The 21,101-nt window shown below is 66.8% G+C and carries 17 protein-coding genes; 7 read left to right on the forward strand and 10 right to left on the reverse strand.

The genetic code is table 11. The annotated features are described in order from the left end of the window. Position 1: 1 nt before the first annotated feature. The 7 genes from D3880_RS18585 to mreB all read right to left on the reverse strand — a co-directional run bounded on the left by D3880_RS18585 (position 2) and on the right by mreB (position 9,600). The gene (locus tag D3880_RS18585; protein WP_119894902.1) at positions 2-850 is read right to left on the reverse strand and encodes a carbon-nitrogen hydrolase family protein; all 849 of its coding nucleotides are present in this window, start codon (positions 848-850) and stop codon (positions 2-4) included. Positions 851-905: 55 nt separating this feature from the next. Next, positions 906-4,733 carry a YhdP family protein gene (locus D3880_RS18590; protein WP_119894903.1) on the reverse strand — a complete coding sequence of 1,276 codons (3,828 nt, stop codon included), beginning with the start codon at positions 4,731-4,733 and terminating at the stop codon, positions 906-908. 23 nt (positions 4,734-4,756) lie between these two features. Beyond that, on the reverse strand, positions 4,757-6,214 hold the full coding sequence (gene rng, locus D3880_RS18595; protein ID WP_119894904.1) for a ribonuclease G: 1,458 nt from the start codon (positions 6,212-6,214) through the stop codon (positions 4,757-4,759). Further along, a complete protein-coding gene (locus tag D3880_RS18600; protein WP_119894905.1) occupies positions 6,207-6,806 on the reverse strand; it encodes a Maf family protein in 600 nt (199 codons plus the stop codon). The genes rng and D3880_RS18600 overlap by 8 nt, the downstream gene beginning before the upstream one ends. A 49-nt stretch (positions 6,807-6,855) precedes the next feature. Continuing rightward, on the reverse strand, positions 6,856-7,344 hold the full coding sequence (gene mreD / locus D3880_RS18605) for a rod shape-determining protein MreD (protein WP_119894906.1): 489 nt from the start codon (positions 7,342-7,344) through the stop codon (positions 6,856-6,858). After that, entirely contained in the window at positions 7,344-8,336 is a 993-nt protein-coding gene (gene mreC / locus D3880_RS18610) for a rod shape-determining protein MreC (RefSeq protein ID WP_238474464.1), read from the reverse strand. The genes mreD and mreC overlap by 1 nt, the downstream gene beginning before the upstream one ends. Before the next feature lie 226 nt (positions 8,337-8,562). Further along, positions 8,563-9,600 carry a rod shape-determining protein MreB gene (gene mreB, locus D3880_RS18615; RefSeq protein ID WP_119894908.1) on the reverse strand — a complete coding sequence of 346 codons (1,038 nt, stop codon included), beginning with the start codon at positions 9,598-9,600 and terminating at the stop codon, positions 8,563-8,565. A gap of 219 nt (positions 9,601-9,819) precedes the next feature. Between mreB and gatC the strand changes: the two genes are divergently transcribed. From gatC to D3880_RS18640, 5 genes are all read left to right on the forward strand, one after another. Beyond that, positions 9,820-10,107, forward strand: a complete 288-nt coding sequence (gene gatC, locus D3880_RS18620) for an Asp-tRNA(Asn)/Glu-tRNA(Gln) amidotransferase subunit GatC (RefSeq protein WP_119894909.1) — start codon at positions 9,820-9,822, stop codon at positions 10,105-10,107. A gap of 15 nt (positions 10,108-10,122) precedes the next feature. After that, positions 10,123-11,574 carry an Asp-tRNA(Asn)/Glu-tRNA(Gln) amidotransferase subunit GatA gene (gene gatA, locus D3880_RS18625; RefSeq protein WP_119894910.1) on the forward strand — a complete coding sequence of 484 codons (1,452 nt, stop codon included), beginning with the start codon at positions 10,123-10,125 and terminating at the stop codon, positions 11,572-11,574. Positions 11,575-11,684: 110 nt separating this feature from the next. After that, on the forward strand, positions 11,685-13,130 hold the full coding sequence (gene gatB, locus D3880_RS18630; RefSeq protein WP_119894911.1) for an Asp-tRNA(Asn)/Glu-tRNA(Gln) amidotransferase subunit GatB: 1,446 nt from the start codon (positions 11,685-11,687) through the stop codon (positions 13,128-13,130). 61 nt (positions 13,131-13,191) lie between these two features. Then, positions 13,192-13,575 (forward strand): septal ring lytic transglycosylase RlpA family protein, encoded by a 384-nt coding sequence (locus D3880_RS18635; RefSeq protein WP_119894912.1) that lies wholly within the window; start codon positions 13,192-13,194, stop codon positions 13,573-13,575. Positions 13,576-13,596: 21 nt separating this feature from the next. Then, positions 13,597-13,968, forward strand: coding sequence for a carboxymuconolactone decarboxylase family protein (locus D3880_RS18640; RefSeq protein WP_119894913.1), 372 nt, complete (start codon positions 13,597-13,599; stop codon positions 13,966-13,968). A 112-nt stretch (positions 13,969-14,080) separates the two neighbouring features. Here the strand turns inward: D3880_RS18640 and D3880_RS18645 are convergent, their stop codons facing one another. Both D3880_RS18645 and D3880_RS18650 read right to left on the reverse strand, forming a co-directional pair. After that, a complete protein-coding gene (locus tag D3880_RS18645) occupies positions 14,081-15,022 on the reverse strand; it encodes an AEC family transporter (protein ID WP_119894914.1) in 942 nt (313 codons plus the stop codon). 366 nt (positions 15,023-15,388) lie between these two features. Further along, positions 15,389-17,122 carry an ABC transporter ATP-binding protein/permease gene (locus D3880_RS18650; protein WP_119894915.1) on the reverse strand — a complete coding sequence of 578 codons (1,734 nt, stop codon included), beginning with the start codon at positions 17,120-17,122 and terminating at the stop codon, positions 15,389-15,391. A 411-nt stretch (positions 17,123-17,533) separates the two neighbouring features. Between D3880_RS18650 and D3880_RS18655 the strand changes: the two genes are divergently transcribed. Continuing rightward, positions 17,534-18,841 carry a CitMHS family transporter gene (locus D3880_RS18655; protein WP_119894916.1) on the forward strand — a complete coding sequence of 436 codons (1,308 nt, stop codon included), beginning with the start codon at positions 17,534-17,536 and terminating at the stop codon, positions 18,839-18,841. 72 nt (positions 18,842-18,913) lie between these two features. Continuing rightward, positions 18,914-19,669 (forward strand): TerC family protein, encoded by a 756-nt coding sequence (locus D3880_RS18660; protein ID WP_119894917.1) that lies wholly within the window; start codon positions 18,914-18,916, stop codon positions 19,667-19,669. Between the two features lie 24 nt (positions 19,670-19,693). Here the strand turns inward: D3880_RS18660 and D3880_RS18665 are convergent, their stop codons facing one another. After that, positions 19,694-20,668 carry a tripartite tricarboxylate transporter substrate binding protein gene (locus D3880_RS18665; RefSeq protein WP_119894918.1) on the reverse strand — a complete coding sequence of 325 codons (975 nt, stop codon included), beginning with the start codon at positions 20,666-20,668 and terminating at the stop codon, positions 19,694-19,696. Positions 20,669-21,101 lie beyond the last annotated feature (433 nt).

Genomic DNA, 21,101 nt, shown 5'->3' on the forward strand with positions numbered 1-21,101 from the left:
ACTACTCCAAACCTGGCAGCCGGGGCTCGGCCGCTGGAAAAAATCGTCGGTGTCGGGCCACCGGCATGCGCTGGCGGATCGCCGCCTGCTCGCCGGCATCGCGTTCGGCCAACAGCAGCGCCTCGCCCTGCGCCTGCTCGGCGAGGATCCGCCCCCAGGGGTCGACGATCGCCGAATGCCCATGGGTTTCGCGCGGACCGGGGTGCACGCCACCCTGGCCGGCCGCCAGCACATAGCACTGGGTCTCGATCGCCCGCGCGCGCACCAGCACTTCCCAATGCGCCGCACCGGTCACCGCGGTGAACGCCGAGGGTACGCTGATCAGCTCGGCGCCCGCCTCGCGCAAGGCGGTGTACAGCTCCGGAAAGCGCAGGTCGTAGCAGACGCTCAGGCCCAACCGGCCGACCGGGGTGTCCGCCACCACGACGCGGGCGCCTAGGGCATAGTCGTCCGACTCGCGATAGCGGCCGCGATGGTCGGCGACGTCCACATCGAACAGGTGCAGTTTGTCATAGCGCGCCACCCGCTCGCCGTGTTCGTCGACCAACAGCGAGCAGGCATGCGCCCGCGCCTGCGGCTGGTCATCCGGCGGCAACGGCAGGGTGCCGGCGACTATCCATAACTTGAGGTCGCGCGCCGCCTGCTGCAACCAGGGCAGGATCGGCCCTTGCCCCTCCGCTTCGGCGCGACCGATGGCGGCCAGGTCGCGGCGGCCCATGGCGGCGAAGTTCTCCGGCAGCACCGCCAGCCGTGCGCCGGCGGCGGCGGCCCGCTCGAGCAGACGGCGGGCACTGGCGAGATTGGCGAGGATATCGTCCTGGCTGACCAGTTGGATCACCGCGACGGACATAACGCACTCCCGAAAAGGCCTGCCTGCATGCTAACCCATCGCGTACGGCGTGGGGCTAACGGGGTTTTTCGAACGGTTTCTGGAAACTGATCTTGGGATTCTGCCAGGAACCGGTGACGCCGTACTGCACGCTGGCGAAGCGCGCGACCCGGTTGCCCAGCAGCTTGTCGACCACGAACAGCGCACCGCCGATGGCCGGGGCGCCGACGATCAAGGCGGCCAGCGGCAGGTTGTTGGTGAGCGGCAGGGTCACCAGCAGCTTGGCGTTGACCCGGTCATTGGCCATGTCCAGCGTGCCATCCAGCTCCAGATTGCTCGACGGGCCGGTGAGTTTCACCGGCTCGCGGGTCACATAGACGCCCTCGCTGCCCACCAGCAGGCCTTCCACCCGGTCATAGCTCAGGCCCTTGCCGAGGATATCGGAGAAGTCCAGGCGCAGCCGGCGGCCGATCGAGTTGAAGTTGAGCAGCCCGAACACCCGCAGTGCCTGGGCGCCGCCTTCCACTTCGACGAACTGGCCCTTGCGCAGGTTGGGATCGAGGCTGCCGGAAAAGCGCTTGAGGCTGATCCAAGCCGGCGAGCCGGGCCAGCGACCGTCTGCATCCAGGCGGAAACTCTGGCTGGTGACGTTGGGGGCGAAGTTCCACGCCTGCAGCACATCGGCAAGGTTGCCCCCCTTGACCCGGCCCTTGTACCAGCTGCTGGTCGCCCCCGGCTCGCCCTCCCAGCCGGCACTGCCGCTGACCTGCAGACCCTTGAGGTTGAGATTCAGCTCATTGAAGGCGACCCCCTTGGGCGTCGGGCGGGCCTTCAGCGCCCAGGCGCCCAGCGGGCTGTCGCCCTGCAGGACCTGGGCGATCTGGATATCCAGCGCCGGAATCTGCCGCGGGTCAACTGCCGCCAGCGGATCCGGAGCGTCTTTCTCGACTTGCGCCTTCGGCTCGGCGGCAGGCAGACGCAGGCGCTCGAGGTTGACCGCAATCGGCGCCACGCCGGAGTCCGGCAGCACCAGGCGTCCGGTGACCTGGCTGCTGGCGAGGTTCACCGCCCAGCTGGCATTGCCGCGCGCCAGTTGCACCTTGAGGCCGTCGAGGCTGCTGCCGAACCCCTGGAACTTGTCGATCTGCAGGTCGGCGCTGCTCAACAGCTGCTTGGCCGCGTCGCTCTGCCCGCTGGCGTAGCGCTTGGCCAGCACCTGCCAGGCACCCCAATCCAGCTCGCTGAGCCGGCCCTTGACGCGCAGGCCCTGAGTGGCCGGCAAGCTGGCGGAACCACCGCCGAGCAGCAGCTCGCCGCGCCCGGCGCTCAGTTCTCCGACCGGAGCGGCCACGGCCAGGCTGGCCAGGTCGGCATAGTCCAGCCAGTAGCGCCGCTCCGCGCCTTGCAAGGTCATGCGCCATTGCGCGGTGCGCTCCTGCTCGGCGGCTTTGCCGAACGGCGGCGGCAGGTCGATGGCCAGCCCCTTGAGCGTGGAACCTATGCGCAGCTGACTGTCGGCACCACTCAAAGTCAGCTCGAGCCGATATGGCAAGCTGCCGGACAGCGGCAGCGGCTGGCTCACCGCCAGCCAGTCGGTCAGGCTCTGCAGTGCCACCTGACCGGTGGCCTCGATGCGTGTCAGGTTACGCCCCCGGCCGCCCGCCACCACCGCCTTAGCCCGCACCGGCCGACCGAATACCTGGGCGCGGATATCCGGCGCACTGAGGCCACTGGCGCTATTGAAGTTGAACGCGCCTTGCAACTGGCTTAGCTCCAAGGCTGGACTGGCCAGCTTCAAACGGGCGCCCTGGGTGGCGAAATCCACCCCCACGTCCGGGGCCTGGCCCTTGTACAGCGGAATATCCAGTTTGAGCTTGCCCGTCAGCGGCCCCTCGCCCTGCCAGCCGGCAAAGATCGCGGCGGTACCGATCGGCGCCTCCTGAAGAATCTTCAGGCCATCCTGCACGCTGCTCTCCAGCTCGCCGTTCAGCAGCAGGTGCGGCACCTGGCCCGACTCGACATGCGGGACGGCGACGGCGACGTCGTGGACCCGGCTGTCGAGCAGGCGTCCTTCGGCCAGCTGCACGCGCACCCCAGCGTCCTCGATGAACACCTCGCCGCGCGCCTGGCGCAACCGCGGCCAGCCCGGCTGGAAGGCCAGCTCAGCGTCATGGGTCTTGAAGAACAGGCTGATGCTGCGTGCGGTGTCTTCGGCGCCCTTGTTCAGCGAGCCCTGATACTGGAAATAGCCCTGATCGACGACGCCGGCGCGGATCGCGCTCTTCAGCCAGTCGGCCAACTGTGGGCTGAAGCCCGGCGACAGGGTCGGCAGGTACTTCTCGGTATAGCGGGCATCGCCGTCACGCATGCCGACCCGCAGGTCCATGTAGTCCTCGGCAGCCGGATCGCGCATCAGACGTATGAGCATGTCGCCAGCCAGCTTGCCTTCTTCACCCAGCAGTTGCAGGTAGGGACTGCGCAGGGTGAAGGCCTGGTCGTCGAGGCGCCAGAACAGCTGGGCATTGGCCTGGCGGTACTGCCAGGACTGGGGAAATAGATGATGCAGGTGCAGGCTGAAGTTGTCCGTAGCCAGACGCAGTTCGCCCTGACCAAGATCGCCGGCGAGGCTGCCGCTGACATTCTTGGCGGCCGGAATCTCCTTATAGGCCTCGATGCCCAGGTGATCGAGATTGCTGGCGAACTGCAGGCGCTGCGCCAGCTCCGCCTGCGGCCGGTAGTCGAGCTGCAGGTTGCGCAGGGTGCCCTGCGGCTGCAGCCCGGCGAGATAGGCCGCGGCGCTTTCCGGCAACGGCGCCAGCGCCTGCACCAACGGCAGCAGCGGGCCGAGCTCGAGGCGATCGGCGCTCAGCTGCCAGTGCTCACCTTCCTCGCCGCGGGCGGCACGCTGGGTCAAACCCAACTGCGCCTCGCCCCAGCGATTTTCGCCGAGGCTCATGGCCAGCGAATCGAACAGCAGCTGGAAGCCCTGTTGGTCGCGGGTGAAATAGGCGTTCAGCGCCAGGTCCTGCACCGTCACTGGCTTACGCTCGGCATAGGCGCCGGTCAACTCCGGCGCATGCAGGCGCAGCACGCCGCGTTGCAGCTGGCCTCCGGCGGCGCTCAGCCAGAGTTCGCCGCCGGCCTGTAGATGCTTGAGCCGCCAGCCGCGCATGAGGCTCTCCGGCAACCAGCGCGCCCAGTCGCTCTGCGGCAGGCTGACATACAACTCGGCGCTGGATTGGCGCCAGGCCTTGGCGTTCAGCCGGGCGCGCAGATTCAGTGCCAGCGGCTGGCCATCCGGCAGGGTCAGGCGGCCATCCAGGCGCTGACGCAGGCCGCTACGCAAGCTGAGGTTGACGTAGGTGAAGCTGACTGGCGCCGCATCCAGCGGCTCGAGGGTGAACTGGCTATCGTGCAGCGACAGGCGGGCGATCTTCTTCAGCTGACCGAGCACCTGGCCGAGGTCGAGCGGCGCCGACCCTGGCTGGCGGGCCGGCAAGCCTTCCAGGGCCCAGCTGCCATCGTCGTGCTGCCTGAGGCTGAGCTGCAGCCCCTCGACTTCCAGTGCACTGAGTCGTGGCTCGCGCTCCAGCAGGCTGGCCAGCACATCCGGCACCACCCGCACTTGGTCCAGACGCACCAGGCTGTCGCCTTCGCCGATCTGCACGTCATGGGCATACAACACCGGCGCGAAGTCGTGCCAACGTCCCTCCAGGCTGCCGATGGTCAGCGGCAGGCCAAGCGCCTGCTGTGCCTTGCTCTCCACCTCGGCGCGGTAATCCGCAACCCAAGGCATCAGCTCGCGGCCGAGGCTGACATACAGCGCCGCCAGCACCAGCAGCAGGGCGCACAGGCCAAGCCCCCAGCGCAGTGCGGCACCCAGCCAACCCGCCAGACGGGCCATGTCAGCAAGCGCCCGGCGCGGGCTCAGAGCAGCACGACATCGTATTGCTCCTGGGAATACATGCTCTCGACCTGGAACTTGATGGTGCGGCCGATGAAGGCCTCGAGATCGGCGACGTTGCCCGACTCCTCATCGAGCAGGCGGTCGACCACCTTCTGGTTGGCCAGCACCCTGTAGCCCTCGGCCTGATAGGCGCGTGCCTCGCGGAGGATCTCGCGGAAGATCTCGTAGCAGATGGTTTCCGCGGTCTTCAGCTTGCCGCGCCCCTGGCAGCAGCTGCACGGCTCGCAGAGGATCTGCTCGAGGCTCTCGCGGGTGCGCTTGCGGGTCATCTGCACCAGGCCCAGTTCGGTGATGCCGATGATGTTGGTCTTGGCATGGTCGCGCTCGAGCTGCTTCTCCAGGGTGCGCAGGACCTGGCGCTGGTGCTCCTCGTCCTCCATGTCGATGAAGTCGATGATGATGATCCCGCCGAGATTGCGCAGGCGCAGCTGGCGGGCGATGGCGGTGGCCGCCTCGAGGTTGGTCTTGAAGATGGTCTCTTCGAGGGTGCGATGACCGACGAAGGCGCCGGTATTGACGTCGATGGTGGTCATCGCCTCGGCCGGGTCGATGATCAGGTAGCCGCCGGACTTCAGCGGCACCTTGCGCTCAAGGGCGCGCTGGATCTCGTCCTCGACGCCATAAAGGTCGAAGATCGGCCGCTCGCCCGGATAATGCTCGAGGCGGTCGGCAACCTCGGGCATCAGCTCGCTGACGAACTGGACGACCTTCTGGAAGGTCTCGCGCGAGTCGATGCGCAGCTTCTCGGTGCGCAGGCTGACCAGATCACGAAGCGCGCGCAGGGCCAGGCTGAGATCCTCGTAGATCACCGAAGGGGTCGGCGCGGTCTTGATCTGGGTGGCGATCTGCTCCCACAGCCGGCGCAGGTAGCGGATGTCGGCGAGGATCTCGTCGGCCCCCACGCCATCGGCGGCGGTGCGCAGGATGAAGCCACCGCCGTCCTGGATGCCTTCGACTGCCACGCAATCGGCGACCACTTGTTTGAGGCGTTCGCGCTCGGCCTCATCCTCGATACGCAGGGAGATACCGACATGGCTGGTGCGCGGCATGTACACCAGATAGCGCGAGGGAATCGACAGCTGGGTGGTCAGGCGCGCGCCCTTGCTGCCGATGGGGTCCTTGGTGACCTGCACCACCAGGCTTTGGCCCTCATGGACCAGGGCGCTGATGGTTTCCACCGCGCTGCCCTCGCGGCTGGAAATTTCCGAGGCGTGGATGAACGCGGCGCGGTCCAAACCGATGTCGACGAACGCCGCCTGCATGCCCGGCAGCACCCGCGCCACCTTGCCCTTGTAGATATTGCCGACGATGCCGCGGCGCTGGGTGCGCTCGACATGCACCTCCTGCAGCACACCGTTCTCCACCACCGCTACCCGCGACTCCATCGGCGTGATGTTGATCAGAATCTCTTCACTCATGCGCAATTCCTTTCTGCCAACATGGAATACCGAACCCGGCCAATAACTCCGCAGTCTCGCACAGCGGCAGACCGACCACCGCCGAATAGCTGCCGTGCAGAGCGCTGACGAACACCGCCGCCAGCCCTTGAATACCATAGCTACCAGCCTTGTCCTGCGGCTCGCCGGTGGCCCAGTAGGCCTCAAGCTCGCCGGTGCCGAGCGGGCGGAACTCTACCCGACTGCTGACCACGCGGGCGACGCAACGCTGCGGGCTGGCCAGCGCCACCGCCGTCAGTACCTGGTGCTCGCGTCCGGACAAGGACTGCAAGGTGGCCAGGGCCTCGGCACGATCGCCCGGCTTGCCGAGAATCCGCCCATCGAGCACCACCGCCGTGTCGGCGCCAAGCACCACCGCCGCGCCGCTGGCCGGTAAGCGAGCCAGACCGGCAGCCGCCTTGGCCCGAGCCAAACGCTCGACATAGGCAGTTGGCGACTCATCGGCAAGGAGGCTTTCATCGACGTCGACGCCGAGGGTGACGAAGGGCACGCCGATCTGCGCCAGCAGTTCGCGCCGGCGCGGCGACCCCGAGGCCAGATAAAGCGTGGCCATGCGGACTTCTCCCTGTCGAACGGTACGGGCCGCCAGAACGGCGGCCCACTCAATTGACGTTTAGGCGCTGATGGATACCGCGCAAAATTGCACCGATCCATGGCCAGAGTAGCGCACTGACCAAGGCCGGTAATACGAAAGCGAGGGTCGGCGGACGATTGCCGGTGAGGGCGTTGAGCCATAGCTGCACCAGCTGGGCGATGCCGAATACCACCAACAGCACCAGGCTCTGCTGCCACATGGGAAACATGCGCAGACGCTGATGGAGGTTCAGGACCAGGAAGGTGATCAGGGTCAGAATCAGCGCATTCTGGCCGAACAGGCTGCCGTACAGCACGTCCTCGGCCAGCCCCAGCAACCAGGCGGTGGTCATCCCCACGCGGTGCGGCAGATACAGCACCCAGTAGGTGAGAAACAGCGCAACCCACAGGGGCCGGCCGATTTCCATGAAATTCGGCAGCGGCGAAACGCTGAGCAGCAAGGCCACCGCCAGACTCAGCCAGATCACCCAACCATTGCGCAGACGCTGGGTGGCCATCAGTGCGCCCCTCCACGGTTGGCGGGACTAGTCGGCGTGGCTGGACTGGCCGGCAGCGGAGTAGCGGCTGCCGGCGCGGTTGGCGTGGCAGGCGCCGGAGCAGCGTCCGGCGCGCCGGCCGCCGGTACGGTGGACTGCTGTTCGCCCGCTTGCTGCCCGCTCTGCTGATCGGCCTTTTCCTGCGCCTCGCCGGAGTCGATGGCGCGCTGTTCGGGGCTGCGGGTATCGCTGAACACCAGCAGCATGTAGCGGCTGCGGTTCAGCGCGGCGGTCGGCACCGCGCGGACGATGGCGAACGGCTGGCCGGAATCGTGGATCACTTCCTTCACCGTGGCCACCGGATAGCCGGCGGGGAAGCGCTGGCCCAGGCCCGAGCTGACCAGCAGATCGCCTTCCTTGATATCCGCAGTGTCGGCGACATGGCGCAGCTCCAGACGCTCGGGGTTACCGGTGCCGCTGGCGATGGCGCGCAGGCCATTGCGATTGACCTGCACCGGGATGCTGTGGGTGGTGTCGGTGAGCAGCAGGACCCGCGCGGTATAGGGCATGACTTCCACCACCTGACCCATCAGGCCGCGCGCATCGAGCACCGGCTGGCCGAGGAACACGCCATCCTTGCTGCCCTTGTCGATCAGGATGCGGTGGGTGAAGGGGTTGGGGTCGACACCGATCAGTTCGCCGACCAGCACCTTCTCGTCGACCAGCGCGGCGGAATTGAGCAACTCGCGCAGGCGCACGTTCTGCTCGGTCAGTGCCGCCAGCTTCTGCAAGCGGCGCTGCATCAGCAGGGACTCGGCCTTGAGCTTCTCGTTTTCGGCCAGCAGGCTGCTGCGGCTGGTGAACTGCTCGGCGACGCCATCCCCGACCCGCACGGGCAAGTTGGCCATCCAGTAGAACGGGGTCAACACCAACCCCATCTGGCTGCGCATGGGCTTGAGCAGCTCGAGACGCGCATCGACCACCATCAGCGCAGCCGACAGCACAGCCAGCACCAGCAGGCGCACACCCAGCGAAGGGCCCTTGGCGAACAGCGGTTTAATGGCCCGCTCCTCCCTCGCCGATAGTGGAATGCTTGCGCTTGTTCATACGGTGATGGCAACCGGATCAGGGTCTGATGGACGGAGTGTAAACACGACTGCACCCCTGACACACGACGGGCCCGCCGAGGCGGGCCCGAGAGGCTGCAGCATGCGTGGGGCGCGGCGAAACACGCCAGCCTTATTCGCTGGAGAGCAGGTCCATGGTGTGACGGTCCATCATTTCCAGCGCCTTGCCGCCGCCACGGGCTACGCAGGTCAGCGGATCTTCGGCGACGATCACCGGCAGCCCGGTTTCCTGGGCCAGCAGCTTGTCCAGGTCGCGCAGCAGAGCGCCACCACCGGTCAACACCAGGCCGCGCTCGGCGATGTCCGAGGCCAGCTCCGGCGGCGACTGCTCGAGCGCACTCTTGACCGCCTGGACTATGGTCGCCAGGGATTCCTGCAGGGCTTCCAGCACTTCGTTGGAGTTGAGGGTGAAGCTGCGCGGTACGCCTTCGGCCAGGTTGCGGCCACGCACGTCGACTTCACGGAGCTCGCCGCCCGGGTAGGCAGTGCCGATTTCCTGCTTGATGCGTTCGGCGGTGGATTCGCCGATCAGGCTGCCGTAGTTGCGACGCACGTAGGTGACGATGGCCTCGTCGAAGCGGTCGCCACCGACCCGGACGGACTCGGCGTAGACCACACCATTGAGGGAGATCAGCGCGATCTCCGTGGTGCCGCCGCCGATATCGACGACCATCGAGCCACGCGCCTCTTCCACCGGCAGGCCGGCACCGATGGCGGCGGCCATCGGCTCTTCGATCAGAAATACTTCGCGGGCACCGGCACCGAGGGCCGATTCACGGATGGCGCGGCGCTCGACCTGGGTCGACTTGCACGGCACGCAGATCAGCACGCGCGGGCTGGGTTGCAGGAAGCTGTTCTCGTGCACCTTATTGATGAAGTACTGGAGCATCTTCTCGCAGACGCTGAAGTCGGCGATCACACCGTCTTTCATCGGACGAATGGCGGCGATGTTGCCCGGAGTACGGCCGAGCATGCGTTTGGCCTCGGTACCGACGGCGACCACGCTCTTCTGGTTACCGTGGGTACGGATGGCGACGACCGACGGCTCGTTGAGGACGATGCCGCGTTCGCGCACGTAAATCAGGGTATTGGCTGTGCCCAGGTCGATGGAGAGATCACTGGAAAACATGCCACGCAGTTTCTTTAACATGGAAAAACCCTAGGGAATGCGTGGATGAAAATACGCAGGAAAAAAGTGCGGCAAACTCTAACAACCATGGGCCTTTTGGGCAACCCGCGCGTTGTGCTAAATTGCCGGTTTTTCCGGGCTTTACCGCCCACAATCGCGGCCTATGACCGCCCCCACGGGGTTCCGTTCCCCGCCTGCTTTTCGCAAGGTCAGCCGCTCGCCTTCCTCTGGAGAATCCCGATGGCGCTTGAACGCTCCGAGGTGGAAAAAATCGCTCATCTGGCCCGATTGGGTCTGAACGAGGCGGAAATTCCACGCACCACCGAGACCCTCAACAACATCCTCGGTCTGATTGACCAGATGCAGGCGGTCGATACCGACGGCATCGACCCCCTGGCCCACCCGCTGGAGGCCACCCAACGCCTACGCGCCGACCTGGTCACCGAAAGCGACCAGCGCGACGCCTACCAGGCCATCGCCCCGGCCGTGGAAAACGGCCTGTACCTCGTGCCGAAAGTCATCGATTAAAGGAAAGGGTTCCCCATGCATCAATTGACCCTGGCCGAGATCGCCCGCGGCCTCGCCGCCAAAAGCTTCTCCGCCGAAGAGCTGAGCCGCACCCTGCTGGCCCGTATCCAGCAGCTCGATCCGCAGCTGAACAGCTTTATCAGCATCACCGCAGAACTGGCCCTGCAGCAGGCCAAGGCCGCCGACGCCCGTCGCGCCGCCGGCGAGAACGGCGCGCTGCTCGGCGCGCCGATCGCCCACAAGGACCTGTTCTGCACTCAAGGCATCCGCACCAGCTGCGGCTCGAAGATCCTCGACAACTTCCAGGCGCCCTATAACGCCACCGTGGTCGACAAGCTCGCCGCCGCCGGTACCGTGACCCTCGGCAAGCTGAACATGGACGAGTTCGCCATGGGCTCGTCGAATGAGTCGAGCTACTACGGCGCGGTGAAGAACCCCTGGGACCTCGAGCGCGTGCCCGGCGGCTCCTCCGGCGGTTCCGCCGCGGCGGTGGCCGCGCGTCTGCTGCCGGCCGCCACCGGCACCGACACCGGTGGCTCGATCCGCCAGCCGGCGGCGCTGACCAACCTCACCGGGATCAAGCCGACCTACGGCCGGGTGTCGCGCTGGGGCATGATCGCCTACGCCTCCAGCCTCGACCAGGGCGGCCCGCTGGCGCGCACCGCCGAGGACTGCGCGCTGCTGCTCGGCGGCATGGCCGGCTTCGATCCGAAGGACTCCACCAGCGTCGACCAGCCGGTGGACGACTACCTGGCCGCCCTCGCCCAGCCGTTGGCTGGCCTGCGCATCGGCCTGCCGAAGGAATACTTCGGCGCCGGCCTCGACAGCCGCATCGCCAGCGCGGTGCTGGCGGTGGTCGAGGAGCTGAAGAAGCTCGGCGCCACGGTCAAGGACATCAGCCTGCCGAACATGCAGCACGCCATCCCGGCCTACTATGTCATCGCCCCGGCCGAAGCCAGCTCCAACCTGTCGCGCTTCGACGGCGTGCGCTTCGGCTACCGCTGCGCCAACCCACAGAACCTCGAAGACCTGTACAAGCGCTCGCGCGCCGAAGGCTTCGGCGAAGAGGTCAAGCGGCGCATCATGGTCGGCACCTACGCGCTGTCCGCCGGCTACTACGACGCCTACTACCTGAAGGCGCAGAAGATCCGCCGACTGATCAAGAACGACTTCGTCAGCGCCTTCAGCGAGGTCGACGTGATCCTCGGCCCGACCACGCCGAACCCGGCCTGGAAGCTCGGCGAGAAGAACAACGACCCGGTCGCCCAGTACCTCGAAGACATCTACACCATCACCGCCAACCTCGCCGGCATCCCCGGCCTGTCGATGCCCGCCGGCTTCGTCGATGGCCTGCCAGTCGGTGTGCAGCTGCTCGCGCCATACTTCCAGGAAGGCCGCCTGCTCAACGTCGCCCATCAGTACCAGCAGGTCACCGACTGGCACAAACAAGCTCCGGCCGGCTTTTAAGCCATGGCGCAGCCATGCAGCCCTTGCCCCTCGCCCTTGCACAGGGAGAGGGTGGCCCGCAGGGTCGGGAGAGGGTTTGCCAAGGCAACACAGGATTGAGGAATACCACCATGCAATGGGAAACCGTGATCGGGCTGGAAATCCACGCCCAGCTCAGCACCCGCTCGAAGATCTTCTCCGCCAGCGCCACCACTTTCGGCGCCGAGCCGAACACCCAGGCCAGCCTGGTCGACCTCGGCATGCCCGGCAGCCTGCCGGTGCTGAATGAGGAAGCGGTGCGCATGGCCTGCAAGTTCGGCCTGGCCATCGATGCCGAAATCGCCGGCAAGAACGTCTTCGCGCGCAAGAACTACTTCTACCCGGACCTGCCCAAGGGCTACCAGATCAGCCAGATGGACCTGCCGATCGTCGGCAAGGGCCACCTCGACATCACCCTCGAGGACGGCAGCAGCCGGCGCATCGGCATCACCCGCGCGCACCTGGAAGAAGACGCCGGCAAGAGCCTGCACGAAGACTTCCACGGCATGAGCGGCATCGACCTTAACCGCGCGGGGACCCCTCTCCTGGAGATCGTCTCCGAGCCGGACATCCGCTCCGCCAAGGAAGCCGTGGCCTACGTCAAGGCGATCCATGCCCTGGTGCGCTACCTGGGCATCTGCGACGGCAACATGGCCGAAGGTTCGCTGCGTTGCGACTGCAACGTCTCCGTGCGGCCGAAAGGCCAGGCCGAGTTCGGCACCCGCGCCGAGATCAAGAACGTCAACTCCTTCCGTTTCATCGAGAAGGCGATCAACTTTGAGGTGCAGCGGCAGATCGAGCTGATCGAGGACGGCGGCAAGGTGGTGCAGGAAACCCGCCTGTACGACCCGAACAAGGACGAAACGCGCTCCATGCGCAGCAAGGAAGAAGCCAACGACTACCGCTACTTCCCCTGCCCCGATTTGCTGCCGGTGGTGATCGAGCAGAGCTTCCTCGACAGCCTGCGCGCCGGCCTGCCGGAGCTGCCACCGCAGAAGCGCGAGCGTTTCGAGCAGCAGTTCGGCCTGTCCACCTATGACGCCAGCGTGCTGGCCGCCAGCCGCGAGCTGGCCGACTACTTCGAGGCGGTGCAGCAGACCTGCGGCGACGCCAAGCTGGCGGCCAACTGGGTAATGGGCGAACTGTCCAGCCTGCTCAACACCGGAAACCTTGCGATCGAGCAGTCGCCGGTCAGCGCCGCGCAACTGGGCGGCATGATCCTGCGTATCAAGGACAACACCATCTCCGGCAAGATCGCCAAGATGGTGTTCGAGGCCATGGCCGCCGGCGAAGGCAGCGCGGACCAGATCATCGAGGCCAAGGGGCTCAAGCAGGTCACCGACAGCGGCGCCATCGAAAGCATGCTCGACGAAGTGCTGGCGGCCAACGCCGAACAGGTCGAACAGTACCGCGCCAGCGACGAGGCCAAACGCGGCAAGATGTTCGGCTTCTTCGTCGGCCAGGCGATGAAGGCCTCGAAAGGCAAGGCCAACCCCGGCCAAGTGAACGAATTGCTGAAGAAGAAGCTCGAAGGCTGAGTTGCTCACCCTAAACAACGCCGGGCTAGCCCGGCGTTGTTCTATCCGGAGACCTTCCGCAATGCCACGCCTGCTCTGCCTCGTTGCCTGTGCCGTACTGCTGGCCGGCTGCTCCACCAACCCCTTCGGTACGGGCTCTTCCTCACTCGGTGACTACAGCGCCGAAGGCAAGGCCTCCTATTACGGCAAGCGCCATCACGGCAAGAAGACCGCCAGCGGCGAACGCTTCAACCAGAACGCGCTGACCGCCGCCCATCGCAGCCTGCCATTCGGCACGCGGGTGCAGGTGACCAACCTGAACAACGACAAGACGGTGGTGGTGCGCATCAACGACCGCGGCCCCTATGCGCGCGGACGCATCATCGACGTCTCGCGCCAGGCCGCCGAACAACTCGGCATGCTGCGCGCCGGCGTAGTGCCGGTGCGCGTGCAAAGCCTCGATTAAGTCAGGACCACGGAGAGCAAGATGAGCGAACAAGCGAAAGCCGGCGAACAAGTGCGCCGCCAAGTCATGGGCGACGCCTTCGTCGACCGCGCCCTGGACAACGCCACAGAGTTCAGCCAGCCGCTGCAGGATTTCGTCAATGATCACGCCTGGGGTGGCGTGTGGACCCGTGCCGGCCTGGATCGCAAGACCCGCAGCCTGATCACCCTGGCCGCCCTGACCGCACTGAAATGCCCGCAGGAACTCAAGGGCCACGTGCGCGGCGCGCTGAACAACGGCTGCACGGTGGCGGAAATCCGCGAGGCGCTGCTGCACTGCGCGGTGTACGCCGGCGTGCCGGCCGCCATCGACGCCTTCCGCGCGGCGCAGGAAGTGATCGACAGCCAAGCGTAGGTTGGCGCTGAGCACAGCGATGCCCAGCACGCGGCGTCAAGCCCAGCCGCGAGGTTGTGACAAGCGCCGTCCGTTGGGCTTCGGTGCTACGCGCCTCAACCCAACCTAAAGCTCAAATCCAGCCGCCCCACTGCAGCACGAACAGGCCGATATTGGTGGTGATCGCCGCCGCCAGGGTGGTGATGACGATGATCGCCGCCGCCAGCTGGTGATTACCGCCCGCGGCCTTGGCCATGACGAAGCTGGCCGCCGCCGTCGGGCTGGCGAAAAACAGGAACAGGATGCCCAGCTCGGCGCCGCGGAAGCCGCAGAGGAAGGCGCCGAGACTGGCCAGCAGCGGCAGCCAGACCATCTTCATCAGGCTGGCGCTGAGCGCCAGCGCGCCGCTCTCGCGCAGCGCGGCCAGCGACAGGGTGGCGCCGATGCAGATCAGCGCCAGCGGCAGGGTCAGTTGCGCCAGGTACTCGCCGGAGGTGGTCAGCCAGGCCGGCAGATGCACCTGCCAGTAGGCGAACGGCAGCGCCGCCAGCACGCCGAGGATCAACGGGTTGCGCAGGATGCTCTTGCCGATGCTCCAGGCACTGGCCTTGGCGTTCGGGTTGTAGACCGCCAGCACCAGCGCCGCCAGGCTGTTGTAGCTGAGAATCACCACCCCGCCGAGCACGCCGCCGACTGACAGGCCGTAGTCGCCGTACAGGCTGGTGGCCAGGGCCAGGCCGATGATGCCGTTGTTGCCGCGAAACGCCCCTTGCACGTAGACCCCGCGCTCGGCCCGCGGGCAGCGCCACAGCGCCCAGCCCCAGGCGAGCAGGAAGCCGGTCACGGTCGCCAGCACGAAATAGCCGAGCAGCGCCGGTTGCAGCGCGGTGCGCAGGTCGGCATGCAGGATGGCGAGAAACAGCATGACCGGCATGCTGACGTTGAACACCAGCGCGGTGGCGGTGTTGATGAAGGCGGCGTCGATCTGCCCCAGGCGCTTGAGCAGCACGCCGAGAAACAGCATGGCGAACACCGGCGCGGTGATGCCGAGGACCTGCGAGAAGATGGCGAACATGACGGCAACAGGGCAGGCCAAGAAGGCCGGCGATGATAACAGGCCGGCGCCGGGCCAGGCTTTCAGCCCGCTTTCAAGCGGTAAAAAATGGCCATGCACCGGCCAAGTGTCGAGCACAGCTTTTGTACAAGGGTGGGTTAGTCGCGTAGCGGCGTAACCCACCAGCGCTGCCGCCCTTGGACCCCGGCGTCCAGCGGGTCGGCGGGTTACGCCTATGGCTAACCCACCCTACGAATCTGCGTCGCTCTCTCCCCCGGCCCCTCGGCTTTGGCTTCCCGCGTCGCCCTACCTCCTGCATCCGTGCAGTCGTCTCCCATAAATGGGCGAGAGGAGCAAAACATCGCCCGCCCAAACTAGCGGCTCGAACTAGGCCGGCAGCACTGCCGGCGCTTCGGCCAGATGACGGTTCTCCAGACGCAGCTGGCGCGAATGGAAGCGCTTGAGGCTGGAGCGGTGGCCGATGCTGATCAGGCTGGTGTGCGGCAACTGCTCCTGCAGCAGTTGGTAGAGCGCCGCCTCGTCGGCCTCGTCGAGCGCCGAGGTGGCCTCGTCGAGGAACAGCCAGCGCGGCGCCGCCAGCAGCGCGCGGGCGATGGCCAGGCGCTGCATCTCGCCCGGCGACAGCACGCGCTCCCAGTGGTCGGCCTGCTCCAGGCGCGCGATCAGCGGCTCCAGCCGGCAACTGCGCAGCGCCTGCTCGATCCGCTCCTGCGGGTAGCGCTCGGCGTCATGCGGGTAGCTCAGCGCGGCGCGCAGGGTGCCGATCGGCAGATAGGGTTTCTGCGGCAGGAACAGGCTGTCCGCCGGCAGGCTCAGATGGCCGCTGCCGAACGGCCACAAGCCGCTCAGCGCACGCAGCAGGGTGCTCTTGCCGCTGCCCGAGGCGCCGCTGAGCAGCACGTGTTCGCCCGGCGCGATGCGCAGCGAGGTCGGCTCCAGCAGGCTGCGGCCATCGGCCAGGCCCAGGCTGAGGCCGTCGAGACTGAGCGCCTCGCCGCTGGCGCGCTGGATCGCCGGGTGCTCCGCCTGCTCCGCGCCATCGACCAGCGCCTGACGGAAGCTCAGCAGCCGGTCGCAGGTGGCGCGCCAGGCCGCCAGGCTGGCGTAGGCGTCGATGAACCAGCTCATGCTCTCCTGCACGTTGCCAAACGCCGAGTTGATCTGCATCAGGTCGCCGAGCTGGATCTTGCCGGCGAAGTAGCGCGGCGCGGCGACCACCAGCGGGAAGATGATGGCGATCTGCGAATAGCCGGCGCTGAAGAAGGTCAGGCGCTTCTGCACCTTCATCAGCTCCCAGAAGTTGCTCCACACGTTGTGGAAACGGCCCATCAGGCGCTGCTGTTCGTTGGCCTCGCCATCGGACAGGGCGATGCTCTCGGCGTGCTCGCGGATGCGCACCAGACCGAAACGCAGGTCGGCCTCGTAGCGTTGCTGGCGGTTGTTCAGGCCGATCAGACGACGCGCCACCAGGTGCACCAGCCAGCTGCCGACCAAGGCGTAGAGCAGCGCGGCCCAGAACATGTAGCCGGGGATGTTGACGCCGAACACCTCGATGCTGCCGGACACGCCCCAGAGGATCACCGAGAACGACACCAGGCTGACCAGGTTGCGGATCAGCCCGAGGCCGAGGCTGAGGGTGCTGTCGGTGAAGCTGTTGAGGTCCTCGGCCAGGCGCTGGTCGGGGTTGTCGGTATGGCCGCGCTGCTCCAGGCGGTAGAAGTTCTTGTGCGCCAGCCAGGCACCGAAGTGCTGCTCGGTCAGCCAGCGACGCCAGCGGATGGTCAGCATCTGGGTCAGGTACAGGCGGTACACCGCGACCAGGATGGCCACCGCGGCGATCCCGCAGAAATACAGAATGAGATGGGTGAAGGCCGCCAGGTCCTTGTTCTGCAGGGCGTTGTAGAACTCGCGGTACCAGCTGTTGACCGCCACCGAGATGGCCACGCCGACCAGCGACAGGGCGATCACCACCAGCAGCAGCAACCAGGCCATGCCCTTCTCCTCGCTGCGCCAGTACAGCGTGGTCAGCCGCCAGACGCGGGCAAAGAACTGGCCCTGCAAGGCATCGTTGGCCGCGGAATATTCGGCGTTGGTCTTCATCGATAGCGGACTCGGCTGGGAAGTGGGTAGGCCTGGCGCCCCGGCGGGCAGCTGCTGTGATCCTGGTCGCGGCCGACAGTTCACTGCCTGATGCCACAACAGGACCGGCGGGATTGCCGGAGCATACCCGCAGCGCGCGCGCCGGCGGAAGGCCGACCGGCTGCAGGGCGACGAAAGCTGGCTGAAAGCTTGCCTTCGTAGCATCGCCCCACTGCCGACTCGATTCGGCTACCCCGGTTGACCATCAACCGGGCTACTGACAAAAACAACAACGGTGATTGCTATGTCCATTCAGTCCCTGCTCGACCGCTACGCCCCACCCCACCTCCGGCCACGCCGAACGCCCGCGCCGCGCTGACCCCCAGCGTCGCTCACTCGCCGTCCGTCCCTGCCCCTGTCCGGAGATTCGCCATGCTGACTTTCCTTGGCTTCGCCATGGTCATCACCTTCATGTACCTGATCATGAGCAAGCGCCTGTCCGCGCTGATCGCCCTGATCATCGTGCCCATTCTGTTCGCCCTGCTCGGCGGCTTCGCCGCCGGCATCGGCCCGATGATGCTGGAGGGCATCGGCAAGCTGGCGCCGACCGGGGTGATGCTGATGTTCGCCATCCTCTACTTCGCCCTGATGATCGACTCCGGGCTGTTCGACCCGGCGGTGCGGCAGATCCTCAGGCTGGTCAAGGGCGACCCGCTGAAGGTGTCCATGGGCACCGTCGCGCTGGCGCTGATCGTCTCCCTCGACGGCGATGGTTCCACCACCTACATGATCTGCGTCGCCGCCCTGCTGCCGTTGTACAGTCGGCTGGGCATGAGCCCGCTGATCATGGCCGGGCTGATCATCCTCGCCGGCGGGATCATGAACATGACCCCCTGGGGCGGGCCCACCGCCCGCGCCGCAAGTGCCCTGCACGTCGATGCATCGGATATCTTCGTGCCGATGATCCCGACGATGATCGTCGGCGCCATCGCCCTGTTCGGCATCGCCTACCTCTACGGCAAGCGCGAGCGGGCGCGCCTGGGCGTGCTGCACCTGCCGGACGACCAGCTCGAGCATGCCGAACTCAGCGTCTCGCAATTCCCCGAGGCGCGCCGGCCCAAACTGCTGTGGATCAACGGCGCCCTGACCGCGGTGTTGATGACCACCCTGATCGCCGGCCTGCTGCCACTGCCGGTGCTGTTCATGATCGCCTTCAGCATCGCCATGGTCATCAACTACCCCTGCCTGCAACAGCAGAAGGAGCGCGTCGCCGCGCATGCCGGCAACGTGCTGGCGGTGGTCGGGCTGATCTTCGCCGCCGGCATCTTCACCGGCATCCTCAGCGGCACCGGGATGGTCGAGGCCATGTCGAAGAGCCTGCTGGCGGTGATCCCCGAGGCACTCGGCCCGTACCTGGCGGTGATCACCGCGCTGGTGAGCATGCCGTTCACCTTCTTCATGTCCAACGATGCCTTCTACTACGGCGTGCTGCCGGTGCTGGCCGAGGCCGCCAGCCACTACGGCATCAGCCCGGTGGAAATGGCCCGCGCCTCCATCGTCGGCCAGCCGGTGCACCTGCTCAGCCCGCTGGTGCCCTCCACCTACCTGCTGGTGGGCCTGGCCAAGGTCGAGTTCGGCGACCACCAGCGCTTCACCCTCAAGTGGGCGGTGCTGATCTGCCTGCTGATCCTGCTGGCCGCGCTGCTGCTCGGCACCTTCCCGTTGTTCGGCAGCCACTGAGTCCTGCCGCCCGGGCGCGCGCAGGCGCGGCCGGGCTTCCGCTTCCTTCCCCCACACGAGCACCGCTACCGCATGGAATGGCTGAGCAGCCCCGAACTCTGGGTCGCCCTGGCGACCCTGACCGCCCTTGAAATCGTCCTCGGCATCGACAACATCATCATGATTTCGATCCTGGTCGGGCGCATGCCCAAGCATCTGCAGGCGCGCACCCGGCTGTTCGGCCTGGGCCTGGCGATGGGTACGCGCATCGCCCTGCTGCTGTCGATCACCTGGATCATGGGCCTGACCCGCGACCTGTTCGTGCTGTTCGGCCAGGGCGTGTCCGGCCGCGACCTGATCCTGTTCTTCGGCGGCCTGTTCCTGCTGTGGAAGAGCAGCAGCGAGATCTTCCAGGGCCTGGAAGGCGCCGAGGAGCCCGGCGACGGGCCGCGCGGCGCCGCTGGCCACTTCCTCGTCACCATCGTGCAGATCGCCCTGATCGACATCGTCTTCTCCCTCGACTCGGTGATCACCGCGGTGGGCATGGTCAGCCATGTGCCGGTGATGGTCGCCGCGATCGTCATCGCCGTACTGGTGATGATGGCGGCGGCCGGGCGCATCAGCGCCTTCATCGACCAGCATCCGTCGCTGAAGATGCTCGCCCTGGCGTTCCTCATGGTGGTCGGCACCGTGCTGATCGCCGAGGCCTGCGACGTGCACGTGCCCAAGGGCTACGTCTACTTCGCCATGGCCTTCTCGCTGGCGGTGGAAGCGCTGAACATCCGCCGGCGCGGCGCGCGCGAGCGCCAGCAGGCGGCCCGCGCAGACGAGGAACTGGCCGGCGAATGACGCGGCCAGATCGGGACGCGGGAGTTACTCGAGCACACCGAACTCGCGGCTCAAGCGCCGGTACTCGGCGACCCGTTCGCGCACATAGGCCTGCAGTTCGGCGCCGGTGAGGGCGAAGGGCAACAGCTGACGCTCGTCGCGCAGGCGGGCGAACTGCGCGGAGGCGAGCAACTGCTCGAAGCGCTGCTGCCACCAGCGGTAGTCCTCGGCGCTGACCTGGCCGCCGAGGTACAGGCCGCGCACCACCGGGCGGACGATGTCATAGCCCTGCTCGCGCGCGGTGGGAATCGCCGCCATCGCCGGCTCGGCCAGGCGCTGCTCGGCGAACACCGCGAGCAGGCGCATCTCGCCGCGCTGCACCCTCGGCATGGAATCGGCGATATCGGTGCTGGCGACCTGCACGTAGCCACCCTGCAGCGCGGTGGCGATCGCCCCGCCGCCTTCCAGCGCCACGTAGTGCAGGCGCCGCGGCTCGATGCCGGCGGCCCTGGCCAGCAGCGCGATCTGCATCCAGTCGTTGCTGCCGAGGGTGCCGCTGATGCCGAACACCAGTTGCTCGGGGTTGCGCTTGAGTGCCACCAGCAGTTCGCCGAGGTCGCGGTAGGGCGAATCGCTGCGCACGGCGATGGCGCCGTAGCTGGTGCCGATGGCCGCCAGCCACTGCACCGCGTGCTCGTCGAAACGACCGAACTTGCCCTGCGCCAGGTTGAGCAGCGAGCCGCTGGACCAGGCCGTCAGCGTGCCGGCCTCGGCGGCGCGGCTGCCGGCCATGGCGTTGTAGGCCAGCGCGCCGACGCCGCCGGGCAGATAGCGGATGTGCATCGGCGCCGGCAGCAGGCCGGCCTGCTCCAGGGCACTGCGGGTCAGCTGGCAAGTCAGGTCGAAACCGCCGCCCGGCGCCGCCGGGGCGATGCACTCGAACTGCTGCGGCGCGGCCGCTGCCGGGCCGGTGAGCAGGCAGAGTCCGGCGAGCAGCAGGCGGAAAAAGATCAGGTGCATCGGGTTCTCCGGTCGATAGGACAGGCCTGCAGGCGAGTCTAGCGCGGCAGGGCGTTGGGCTGCCCGCGCATCGGCCTTCCTCGTAGGGTGGAAAACCGCGCAGCGTTTTCCACGGGATAGCCATCCCCCCAAAAAGCGGTGGATGAAAAAAGCATCATCCACCCTACGACTAACGCGCGATGGTACCCACGCTCCCGCGTGGGCACCAATCCAGGGACGCTCCGCGTTCCGTGGCCTGGACGCAGGAGCGTCCACGGCGGCGTTCCCACGCAGAGCGTGGGAACGATCAACGCGCGCAGGGATTTGGCGGGGCAGCGGACTGGCTCCCCTCGCCCATTTATGGGAGAGGGGCTGGGGGAGAGGGCAATAGGCGGAGGCGTAACCTGAACGCTTCGCCAGTCGTAGGGTGGAAAACCACGCAGCGTTTTCCACC

The organism is Pseudomonas cavernae (genome assembly GCF_003595175.1).
In the GTDB taxonomy this organism is placed as follows: domain Bacteria; phylum Pseudomonadota; class Gammaproteobacteria; order Pseudomonadales; family Pseudomonadaceae; genus Aquipseudomonas; species Aquipseudomonas cavernae.